Annotated in this window: 10 protein-coding genes; 6 read left to right on the top strand and 4 right to left on the bottom strand. The window is 66.8% G+C overall.

The annotated features are described in order from the left end of the window. Both BN10_RS14230 and BN10_RS14225 read left to right on the top strand, forming a co-directional pair. Window positions 1-904: tyrosine-type recombinase/integrase (locus tag BN10_RS14230; RefSeq protein ID WP_051369730.1), on the top strand; the 904-nt coding region annotated here is incomplete at its 5' end. Between the two features lie 138 nt (window positions 905-1,042). Next, window positions 1,043-1,714 (top strand): hypothetical protein, encoded by a 672-nt coding sequence (locus tag BN10_RS14225; RefSeq protein ID WP_156917251.1) that lies wholly within the window; start codon window positions 1,043-1,045, stop codon window positions 1,712-1,714. A 36-nt stretch (window positions 1,715-1,750) separates the two neighbouring features. On the opposite strand, the gene BN10_RS14220 is transcribed toward BN10_RS14225, so the two are convergent. Next, window positions 1,751-2,086, bottom strand: coding sequence for a hypothetical protein (locus BN10_RS14220; protein WP_010851950.1), 336 nt, complete (start codon window positions 2,084-2,086; stop codon window positions 1,751-1,753). 101 nt (window positions 2,087-2,187) lie between these two features. Then, window positions 2,188-2,379 (bottom strand): excisionase family DNA-binding protein, encoded by a 192-nt coding sequence (locus BN10_RS14215; protein ID WP_040751986.1) that lies wholly within the window; start codon window positions 2,377-2,379, stop codon window positions 2,188-2,190. 79 nt (window positions 2,380-2,458) lie between these two features. Here BN10_RS14215 and BN10_RS14210 point away from each other — a divergent pair, with 79 nt between their 5' ends. The 3 genes from BN10_RS14210 to BN10_RS14200 all read left to right on the top strand — a co-directional run bounded on the left by BN10_RS14210 (window position 2,459) and on the right by BN10_RS14200 (window position 7,742). Further along, the gene (locus tag BN10_RS14210) at window positions 2,459-3,193 is read left to right on the top strand and encodes an ABC transporter ATP-binding protein (protein ID WP_040751984.1); all 735 of its coding nucleotides are present in this window, start codon (window positions 2,459-2,461) and stop codon (window positions 3,191-3,193) included. 44 nt (window positions 3,194-3,237) lie between these two features. After that, window positions 3,238-6,003 carry an ABC transporter permease gene (locus BN10_RS14205; RefSeq protein ID WP_198014066.1) on the top strand — a complete coding sequence of 922 codons (2,766 nt, stop codon included), beginning with the start codon at window positions 3,238-3,240 and terminating at the stop codon, window positions 6,001-6,003. 95 nt (window positions 6,004-6,098) lie between these two features. Continuing rightward, window positions 6,099-7,742, top strand: coding sequence for an HsdM family class I SAM-dependent methyltransferase (locus BN10_RS14200; protein WP_010851947.1), 1,644 nt, complete (start codon window positions 6,099-6,101; stop codon window positions 7,740-7,742). Here BN10_RS14200 and BN10_RS14195 read toward each other — a convergent pair. Together BN10_RS14195 and BN10_RS14190 are read right to left on the bottom strand one after the other, a co-directional pair. Then, the gene (locus tag BN10_RS14195) at window positions 7,735-8,712 is read right to left on the bottom strand and encodes a hypothetical protein (protein WP_010851946.1); all 978 of its coding nucleotides are present in this window, start codon (window positions 8,710-8,712) and stop codon (window positions 7,735-7,737) included. The two genes, BN10_RS14200 and BN10_RS14195, sit on opposite strands and share 8 nt — an antisense overlap. 52 nt (window positions 8,713-8,764) lie before the next feature. Next, entirely contained in the window at window positions 8,765-9,103 is a 339-nt protein-coding gene (locus BN10_RS14190; protein WP_040751982.1) for a hypothetical protein, read from the bottom strand. Between the two features lie 546 nt (window positions 9,104-9,649). Between BN10_RS14190 and BN10_RS14185 the strand changes: the two genes are divergently transcribed. Further along, complete coding sequence (locus BN10_RS14185) at window positions 9,650-10,918, top strand: IS256 family transposase (protein ID WP_010849552.1); 1,269 nt, start codon at window positions 9,650-9,652, stop codon at window positions 10,916-10,918. Window positions 10,919-10,967 lie beyond the last annotated feature (49 nt).

Here is a 10,967-nt window from a genome sequence, read left to right as displayed (position 1 = left end):
GGCGTGGCTCGAGCAGCGGGAGCTCAAGCCCCGGACCAGGGCGCTGTATAGGCGACTCCTGGATCGGTTCATCCTGCCCGCCTTCGGGGAGGTGTCCCTTCGGGATATCACGCCGCAGGTGGTGAGGACGTGGCACTGCGGCTTGGATTCGAGTCGGCCTACCCAGCGGGCGCACACCTACAGCCTGTTGCGCTCGATTCTGTCGACAGCGGTCACCGACGAGATCCTCGCCTCGAACCCCTGTCGAGTGCGCGGCGCTGGTTCGGCCAAGCGCGTGCGGTCGATCGAGCCGGCCACGCTTGCGGAGCTCGAGGTGCTGCTGGAAAGGATCCCTGCGCCGTATCGCGCCCTGGTGCTCATCGGCGCATGGTGTGGCCTCAGGTTCGGTGAGGTCTCAGAACTTCGTCGCAAGGACGTTGATCTCAAGGCGGGGACCATCCACGTCATGCGCGGAGTCGTCCGCATCGGCAAGGAGGTCACCGTCGGCAAACCGAAGACCGCAGCCGGGATGCGGGACGTCGCGATCCCACCGCACCTGCTGCCGATCCTGAAGGAACATCTCAAGGAGCATGTCGGGGCCGGTGGGGAAGCGTTGCTCTTTCCGTCCGTCGGCGACCCGGACGTCCAGGTCCACTCGAACACTTTCCGACGGCACTGGCTCAAGGCTCGGGTGGCGGCGAGCCGCACCGATCTGCGGGTGCACGACCTGCGGCATACGGGAGCGGTGTTGGCGGCTCAGTCGGGTGCCACGCTCGCGGAACTCATGGCGAGGATCGGGCACTCCACTCCGCAGATGGCGCTGCGCTACCAACACGTTGCACGGGGGAGGGACGCCGAGATCGCCGCGCGGATGTCCAAGGAGGCCAAGAAGTGGTCCAAGCGTCGTGTCGTGCCCACCGAGTAGGCTCACGACCCTCCGGGGGCTGCGCGTGGCCTGCCACCGTGAGCCTACTCGGTGGGCAGATGACGAAACCCCGGCGATGTGGCTTTCACCAGGGATCGTTCCGGGGTCTTCGTGCATGACTATAGCTGAGGGGTGAGCGTGGAGCCAAGACCGGTGGACTACGAACGCTTGCGTGACCTGCTGTCCGCAGAGCGTCTCGGGTCGTATCTGTCGGCGTCTGACGGTGATCTCGAGGAGGCCTTCGCGCTCTACGAATGGAACATCGAAGCCTCGGCCGCGGCGTTGTCCTTGTCCGCGATGGTCGAGGTAGTCGTTCGAAACTCACTCGACGCCCAGATGCGCAACTGGGCTGCGAGTCGCCAGAACTCGGACTGGCTGAGGACTGCGCCACTCGACGGTCGTGGGCGCGCTGACATCATGAAGGCCAAGGACCGCGCTGCCAGAGGTGGGCGACAGGTCACTCACGGCCACGTCGTGGCCGAACTGAACCTTGGCTTCTGGCGCTACTTGGTAAGCCGGCGGTATTACGCGTCCCTTTGGGTGCCAAATCTTCGTCACGCCTTCCCCCGGACGGATGCCCCCGCCGACCAGCATCGCCGCCGAATCGAGAGCGACCTGGAGCAGTTGCTCTACCTGCGGAATCGTGCGGCGCACCATGAGCCGATCCACCGTCGCGACCTCATGGCCGACCTCGAACGTGCGATCGCGCTGCTAGCGTGCATCGATCCCGAAGCGGCGCGGTGGTGTCGGCAACGGGAGCGCCTGTCCGACGTGGTATCGAGTCGTACGGGAACAACCTCCAAGGCCTGAGACTCGGTAACTGGCGTTCGCCGCAGACGGGATCGATCACAGCCCTCCGAAGTGGTCCCGAATCACGTCGATGAGTTCAACGAGGACCGCGCTTGCACCGGGAGGGAACTCCTCGATGGGGTGCGCTCGGGTCAGTTCCTCGCCGCGGAGCAGCAGATCGCGAGGGTCGCCGACGGCCTGGGGCAGAACCTTGTACGCGTCGCGGAGGTCAACATGGGGCATGGGCGTCATGAGGAGCGCTTCGGAGCCGAGCCGCCAGATCCGGTGGACGAGCGGGTCATCGTGTTCCCGTGAGTCGCAAAGGGAGGCACAGGCGTCGTCGATCAGGGCCGCGACCTTGACCCAGTCGTAGGTGGCATCGGAGTACGTCATGGCGTTACTGGACCATCGCTGACGGTGGCAGAGGCAGTGGTCGGAATGCCCTGTGCACGACGCTCACGAATGCGTGCACCTGTGGATGGAGGCTGTGCTCGTCACCCGACCGTGGGTATACGGACCATCAGACGGTCGACGTCATCCGGATCGAGGCGGATGACGCGCGGACCATTCCGGTAGGCGACAAGGTCGCCGGCAGCGATGCGACGGCGCAAGGTCCTGGTGCTGAGCCCCGTTCGCTCGGCGGCGCGAGCGAGGGTTTCGAACTGACGACGGGTCTTGAGTGTCATGGCAAGTCCTCCTTCGTCATCCGAAAGCGGCGGAAGACTCACCGAGGTTCATCCCTCGACTGTCCCCTTTGCCGGGCCGATGCGTGCCGTTGCACGGCTCCCGCCCGAGACAGAGGATGAGCCCATGGACCTGAGGCTCGAGCACGTCACGAAGTCCTTCGGTGCCCAAGGGTCCGCGGTCGAGGCGCTCCGTGGAGTTTCCCTCGACGTGTCATCGGCAGCCCTGGTGGCGCTGATGGGTGCCTCAGGGTCGGGGAAGTCGACGTTGCTGCATCTGGTGGGCGGGTTGGACTCTCCGACGAGCGGTTCGATCTGGGTGGGTGAGGTCGATGTGGCGGGGTTGCGGGGTCGGCGTCTGGTGCAGCATCGGCGCCGCGTGGGTTTCGTCTTTCAGGCGTTCAACCTGATTCCGGGGTTGACGGCGGAGGAGAACGTGGGAGTGCCCCTAATCCCGTACACCTCGGCGTCCACAGCCAAAGCGCGATCTCGGGAGCTGTTGGCGGAGGTGGGATTGTCGGAACGCCTGGACGCCTTGCCTGGGCAGTTGTCGGGGGGTCAGCAGCAGCGGGTCGCGATCGCGCGGGCGTTGGTGGCGGATCCGGCGTTGATCTTGGCGGATGAGCCGACCGGGAATCTGGACAGCGAGAACGCGGACACCGTGATGGAAGTGATCGCGACGGTGGCTGCAGCGCGCGGGGCCACTGTCCTGTTGGCCACGCATGACCCCGAGGTCGCGGGGCGTTGTGGTCGCGTGGTGACGATGCGTGATGGTCGCATTGTCGGGGACCGTTCGACGGACGACGTGGGCGCGTGATGGGCTTCCGTCTGGGGAGTCGGCGCTTGCTGCTGGCGGGCAACTTGACCACGATCTTGGTGACGTTGACGTTGGCCACCGGTGCCTATGGCGTGTTGACCGGGGCGACTGAACGGACCCGGTTGGACGTGCGAGGCACCGTGGATGCCTCTGCGGTCTCGGCGGGCTACGACATCCTGGTGCGCCCCAAGGGGTCACGTTCGGCGGCCGAGCAGTCCACCGGGTTGGTCCAGCCCGGGTTTCTCTCGGCGGTCCAGGGTGGGATCTCGCCCGAGCAGTGGCATCAGATCGAGGGCCAGCCCGGGGTGAAGGTCGCAGCGCCGGTGGCGATCATCGGCTGGGTGGTGGCCTACGCGACGGTCCAGGTGGACTTGGGCGCGTTGGCGAGCACCGACCATCCGGTCGTGGTGCGCACAAAGACGACGTGGTCGTACGACAACGGCGCGAGCGTGGTCAAGGCCGCACCCGCCTTGTTGTACATCACCCCGAACCCGATCCGGTTCCAGCCTCCCTCGCTGGAACCGGGCGGTTCGCAGTACTCGGTCGTGGTCGAGACCCGCCCGGATGGTTCCGAGGTGGGTTTCCGTGCCCCGGCTCCGGTGACCGAGAAGGTCGACGAGCAGGAGCCGACCTTCCTCGCGCTCTCGACGTCCAACGTGACAGCGAAGAACGGTGCACGATCCTCGACGATCGTCGACGTGCCCTACCCGTTCCCGTTCCTGATCGCGGCCGTGGACCCGACCAAGGAAGATCAGCTCACGGGTGTACAGGAGGCCATGGTGAGCGGGTCGTGGCTGACTCCGGGCGAGCCCAAGATGAGGACCTTCGGCCTAGGCAGTGGGGGTGACACCCAGCCGGGGCGTCCGGTGCCGGTGGCCGTGGCTAACCAGCCCTACCTGCAACTGGATGTGTCGGCGACAGTGGACCTCTTCGACGGTCCCGAGGTGACCGCGTTGTCGCGAGAGGGGTATGCCGGGGAGCTGCCCGCAGCGTTCAAGGGGCCGGCAGATCGGACGTTGCCGACACTGACCGCGAACGCGTCCGCGGCATACCGACGACTGCTGGACTCCCTCCCCACCGCCACGAGCGATGGCGACGCCCAAACCCGCACCATCCTGCGAGTCACCCGCACCAGCCCGCTGCAACTCAGCACGGCCTCGGATGGATCGTTGACCGCCAAGGGATTCCCCGGGTTCGCGGTCGGCTGGGGCTACGGCACGGGCCTGCCGGGTGCCCAAGGATCCGCGATCCCACCCGGTGGGGACGACACCGCGTTCCGCACCATGGACGGCTACTTCGCCGCCCCCGACCAAGCACCACCCACCCTCGTGAAGACGGGCGTCTTCGACCCCGCCCGCCTGCCCAATGCCCGATCCCTCGCTTCCCTCCCGTTGGGGACCTTCTCCTACTCAGCACCCATCGGTGGGGATCCCGCCAGCGCTCGGGCCTTGGGTGACAAGCCATGGTTGCCGTCGGCGAACGTGTGGGGTTACACCCAGCCGCCGCCGATGATGCTGACCACGTTGGACGCGTTGCCTGCCTTCGCCGACCGCCAACTCTGGAGCAAGGCTGCCCCCGCCGGCCAAGTCCTCAGCGGCACCCCACCCATCCAGGACAACCCAATCTCCGCGGTACGCGTCAAAGTCGCCGGCGTCACCGGGGTGAGCGATCTCGACCGGGAACGGGTCAGGTCCACCGCCGAAGCCATCGCCGCCGCAACCGGACTCGATGTCGACATCACCATGGGTGCCTCCGCCGGACAACAACACGTGAGCATCCCAGCTGGTACCCATGGCCGGCCAGCACTGACCATCGACGAACCATGGGTGGTCAAGGGTGTCGCGACCCGCCTCGTGACCGGCATCGACAAGGCCTCGGCCGCGTTGGCGTTGGCCGTCCTGATCGCCAGCGGGCTCGTCGTCTTCGACGCCACCTTCGCCACCACGCGCGCCCGCCGCCGCGACATCGGGATCGTCTCGGCCCTCGGCTGGCGCGCCCGCGACATCGCCCTCGGCCTGCTGGCCCCGGTGCTGGCCGCGGCCCTGGCAGCGGGGACTCTTGGCGCCCTGATCGCCTACCTCACCCATCAAGCCTTGGGACTGCCAAGCCAGCCCGTCACCGTCCTGGTCGCCATCCCCGCCGCCGTCGTCGTGGCCCTCGTGGCGGCGATCGGCCCAGCCATCGCGGCCACCCGTACCCCGCCGACGATGTCGATGAAACCCCTTGCCTCCACCAGAGGGGCGCGCTGGAGTCCACGCGCCACCGGCGTCGCATCTCTCGCCCTGCGCTCGGTGACCAGCGCCCCCGGCCGGGCCGTCGCCGCCCTGCTCGGCGCGGCCACCGCCACCGCGGTCATCGCGCTCATCCGCACCGTGCAGACCCAGTTCCACAACCGAGCCGTCGGCACCGTCCTCGGAGACGCCATCACCGTCCAAGTCCAAGGTCCTGACATCGCCGCCGCCGTGCTGACAGCGATCCTGGCCGCGATCGGCATCCACCATGTCGCGGCCACCGAAGCCCAAGAACGCCGGCGCGAGATCGGCACCCTCCTGGCGACCGGTTGGTCCCCCGGCACACTCAGCCGGCTCCTGATCACCCAAGCTCTGCTCATCTCCGTCTTCGGAGCCGCCCTCGGCGCAGCAGTCGTCACCGGCATCACCCGCTGGGTCTTCCACGCCGACTCCGGCGGGATCCTGACCGCCTGCGCTTGGGGAGCCACCCTCACCGTGATTCTGTCGATCCTCGCGGCCACCCCCTCCGCCATCATGGCCGGGCGGGCGGAGCCGATTTCTCTCCTCAGGGTTGACTAGCAATTCGAGGTGGTTCCCTCGCTCTCTCGGCTCCCAGGGGTGCAACCGCCGTGGCGTTGGCGAGGGCTGTCACACCCTTCGGGCAGGATGAGCCCATGGCGCTGCACCCCCACGACTCTCCGGACCTCCGGAAGGCGCGCGGGGCCTTCTTCACTCCCGAGGCTGTGGCCCGATATGTCACAGAGTGGGCGATACGCAAGCCCTCTGATCGGGTCTTGGAACCCTCCTGCGGCGAGGCCGTCTTCCTGCTCGAGGCTGGCGCCCGCTTGGCCGAACTAGGGGCGCCTACGGGCCTCCGGGGTCACCTGCACGGTGCCGAGCTCCACGCGCACTCAGCTGATATGGCCCGCCATCTGCTTCATGCCGCAGGGCACGAAGCCAAAATCGCTGTGGGCGACTTCCTCCGAAGCGAGCCCGAGGCGGCATATGACGCCGTGATTGGTAACCCGCCTTATGTCCGCTACCAGGCCTTCGCAGGAGAGACGCGAGCCGCGGCTCAGCGCGCCGCGCTCCGGGCGGGCGTAACACTTACAAGTCTTGCGAGCAGCTGGGCCGCCTTCACTGTGCACTCGGCGCTGCACGTGCGCGAGGGGGGACGACTCGGGCTTGTCCTCCCAGCCGAGATCCTGACGGTCAATTACGCGGCGCCTGTGCGTGAGTTCCTCATGAAGGCCTTCGGGCGGGTGCGACTGGTGCTGTTCACCGAGCGAGTCTTCCCAGGCGTGATGGAGGACGTAGTTCTGCTCCTGGCCGAAGGTCGCGGAGAGGGGCCGACTGACCACTGCGAACTCCTCCAGACCCGCAACGGGGAGACCCTGAGCGTCTTGGCCGAGTCGGACGTCCGCCGCTGGTCCCCCGGCGGTGAAGATCGTTGGTCCGGCGCCCTCCTGCCCGCCGCCGCGGCCCATGCGTATGCCGCCGCTGTCCAGTCCCAGGACATCGTCCCCCTCTCTGCATGGGGCGACACGACCTTGGGCATGGTGACGGGCAACAACAAGTACTTCACTCTCCGGGGGGACGACGTCCGAAGGCTCGGCCTTGAGGAGGGGGACGTCGTTCGCCTGTCACCCCCCGGCAGTCGGCATCTGCGGGGCTTGTCCATCACGGCCACCGCTCTTGAGGCCCTTGATGACGCTGGTTCTGCCACGTGGCTCTTCCGGCCGGCGGGGGAGCCGTCCAAAGCGGCTAAGCGGTACATCTCGGCCGGCGAGCAGGTCGGCGTCGAGACGGCATACAAATGCCGTGTGCGAAGCCCTTGGTGGCGTGTTCCCTACCTGCGTCCAGCCGATCTGTTGCTGACGTACATGAACGCGGATACGGCCAGGTTGTGCACGAACATTGCTGGCGTCCACCATCTGAACTCTGTGCACGGTGTGTATTTGTTGCCGGAACTCCGCTCGTTGGGACGGGACCTCCTCTCCCTGGCATCCCTGAACAGCGTGACCCTTCTCGGCGCCGAACTCGTCGGGCGCTCCTATGGCGGCGGCATCCTCAAACTTGAACCGCGTGAGGCAGACCGCTGGCCCATGCCTTCTCCGATCCTGATTGAGGGGCGCACCAGTCAGCTCCGCGGCGTCCGCCGGCGGGTCCGAGACCTATTGGCAGCAGGACGCGTCTTTGAGGCCTCTGAGCACGTCGACGCCGCCCTTTGGGGGGGACATGACCACGACCTCCTCACCATCCGGCAAAGTCGTGCTCAGCTTCATCAACGCCGAGTGGAGCGTTCTCGGTCTAAGTAGTCGGTGATCGGCGCTTTGCGCGCGCCTCCGTGTGGAAGTTGACGGGGGAGTTGTCGAGGATGCGCGCGATCATCACCGCGAAGAAGCGACCGGGATCCAGCTCGTCCGGCACGGCCTCGCGGTAAAGGGAGACGGGGACGACGTCCTCGATGTCAATGGTGGGCTCTCCCGCCTCCACCTCGACGAGAGCGACTTCCTCCTGTGCTCCAGCCTCGATCGGGCCGGAGTCCTCCTCCGGCTCTGGATCTGCGGGCTCCTGCGACTTGGTCAGGTCAGGCAGGACCAGGGCAACTGCGTCATAGGCGTCATCCTCCCGGCCCAACTTGATGAGCAAGTCGATGAGCCACTCGGCTGTGTCCGCCTCGGTCTCGAGTGCCAACGCGCTGAGCGAGTAGAAGAAGCCGAGTGCAGCCTGCGGGTGGCGCAGGCGGAGATTCTTGGCGTCGCCGTAGCTCTCCTCGACGCGATTTGCTGCGTTCTTGCCGAAGGAGGAATCCATCCGCTTCGTGGAGACCATGAGCTCCGGTCCTGTGGCCCATCGGCTCATCACAACGTCAACCTGCTTGACGTAGTTCTTGCCTAGGAGGTTGGCAGAGCTCAGGCCGCCGACGCCTCGCTCGATCCGCTGCCACAGTGCGGGCCGATCCTTCTTCGGGAGCTTCTCGACGAAGTCCTTGATCTCAGACGGCAACACGCGCGGCGTGCTGGCACGGGGCCACACGCGGTCGGCGTCGAAGCCAGCCCGTCGGAACTCGTAGGCGACCCACACGTCGAGGGCGAGTGCGGGGACGCCAGACTGGGAGGTGGCCTTGAGCAGGACTGGGACGCCGAGGAGACGCTCGAGGGTGTCGTAATCGGGTTCGTATGCCGTCTGGTCGCCCCGGTGGACCCACGGGTTGTCATCGCGGAGAGGCGCCGCCGCCACAATGGCGTCGAAATAGGCCCAGCCCTTGTCGCGGAGAGTCGCCATGCTGTGACCGTACTCGAGTGCAGTTCTGCCCAGCCGACTGCGCCACAACGCGCTAATCCGGGGCCTCCATGTCGTCGCGCTCCAGTTGTTCCATGATGGCGGCGAGAGTTGTCTCGTCGATCTCCAACGCTGGGGCCGCGGGGCTGTCGAAATGCCGGTAGGGGAGCCAGGTGTTGGCGAGACGAGCCAGGCCGCTGCGTGCGCTGTGCCACGGGCTACGCGGAGAGTCGGTGTACCAGGACCGGTTGGCGGCAACATCCTGGGCGATTGCCTCGAAGAGTTGGCGCTGCAGTCGCGGCGACCGCCGGATCCGGCGGATGGCTGCAGCATCTCGGCGCTCCTTGCCCCTGGCTGTCGCTCGGCTGGGGCGCGCGGGACGTTGCAGAACCACGTGAACCACCTCGACGACGGGCGCCCCGTCGCGAACCGCGGCGCGGACGTTCGCCGCCCTGTTCTTGCAGCGTGTCGAGCAGTAGACAGGCCGCCGCCCTGTCCCTGAGTAGCTAACCGCCGCTCCGCACATCGGGCACTCAGAGGCCACCGGAGTCTGCTCGCTATTACGCATGATCGAAAGTTACCCTGTCCGTCAGTGCATGAGGTGTGTGGGGCAGGAATTCCTCGGGGGAAAGGGTCGGGCGAGTTCGCCGCGCCCCAGGCGAGGGTTCGATCACGATCACCGAGGCCCGCCGTCAGCGGCGTGAGCCCTACTTGGAGGAGCAAGTCGCCGCGTGAATGAGGGCTCGTGAGCGCCTGACCCAGGCGACGGATCTTGTCGTGAAGGAGACCGCGAGGGCAGTAGGGATTCGGTCGACCCAGAGTTGAGTCCGTAGCGTTGGTGTACGTCGACACCGGTGGCGTGTCCCTGCTGGATGCAGGTGCGGTCACCGCGTGATCCTTCGAGTGAACCTCTCACAGCACTCTCGAATGGAGCATCGCGATGACCGCGAACCTCAGTATCGACCCTGACGTGTTCTTGCACGAGCAGCTCGCGCAGGCCAGCCCGGACTTGATGCGTGACCTGCTCTCCACCTTCGTCAACGCCTTGTTGTCGGCGCAGGCCGACAGTGTGTGCGGCGCCGACTATGGGACCCGGTCAACCGAGCGGACGAACCGGCGCAACGGGTACCGGCATCGGGACCTGGACACTCGCACCGGCACTCTCGACATCGCGATCCCCAAGCTGCGTGAAGGCAGCTTCTTCCCGGAGTGGCTGCTGGAACGGCACCGCCGCGCTGAAGCCGCCCTGACCACCGTCGTGGCCACCTGCTACCTGCTTGGGGTCTCCACCCGCCGGATGGACAAACTGGTGCGCACGCTGGGCATCACCGGCTTGTCGAAGTCAAAGGTCTCCGAGATGGCCAAGGACCTGGACGCCCAGGTCGAGGCGTTCCGGACCCGACCCTTGGACGAGGGGCCGTACACGTTCGTGGCCGCCGACGCGCTCACGATGAAGGTGCGTGAGAACGGGCGGGTGGTCAAGGTCGCGGTCATGGTCGCCACCGGCGTCAACGCCGACGGCTACCGCGAAATCCTCGGTATCCAGTGCGCGACAACCGAATCCGGTGCGGGCTGGCTGGGGTTCTTCCGCGACCTCGTCGCCCGCGGCCTGACCAAAGAAGGCCCGGTCGGCCTGGTCACCAGTGACGCCCACACCGGCTTGGTCGAGGCCATCGGCGCGACCCTGCCAGCTGCGTCCTGGCAACGCTGCCGCACCCACTACGCCGCGAACCTCATGGCCGCGACCCCCAAATCGCAGTGGGGTTGGGTCAAAGCCCTCCTGCACTCGGTGTACGACCAACCCGACGCCCAAGCCGTCCACGCCCAGTTCGACCGCGTCCTCGAGGGGCTGCACGACAAGCTCCCCGCAGTAGCCGAGCACCTCGAGGACGCCCGCGCCGACATCCTCGCCTTCACGATCTTCCCGAAAGTGTTGTGGCGACAGATCTGGTCCAACAACCCCAACGAACGGTTGAACCGCGAGATCCGCCGGCGCACTGATGTCGTGGGCATCTTCCCCAACCGCGAAGCGATCATCCGCCTCGTCGGTGCCGTCCTGGCCGAGCAACACGACGAATGGGCCGAACAACGCCGCTACCTCGGACTCGAGGCCCTCAAACAAGCCCGCGCAGCCCTCGCCGACCGCGAGACAGTCCTCCTGACCGAGGAGGTGAACCCCGACCTGATCGCCCGCGCCATCAGCGCCTGAACATCACCATCGAACGATCACCTCGTACACCACCGCTCCGGGCTTGACC

This window comes from Phycicoccus elongatus Lp2 (assembly GCF_000367525.1).
GTDB classification, from domain to species: domain Bacteria; phylum Actinomycetota; class Actinomycetes; order Actinomycetales; family Dermatophilaceae; genus Phycicoccus_A; species Phycicoccus_A elongatus.
This window is presented reverse-complemented; position numbering and strand designations above follow the sequence as displayed.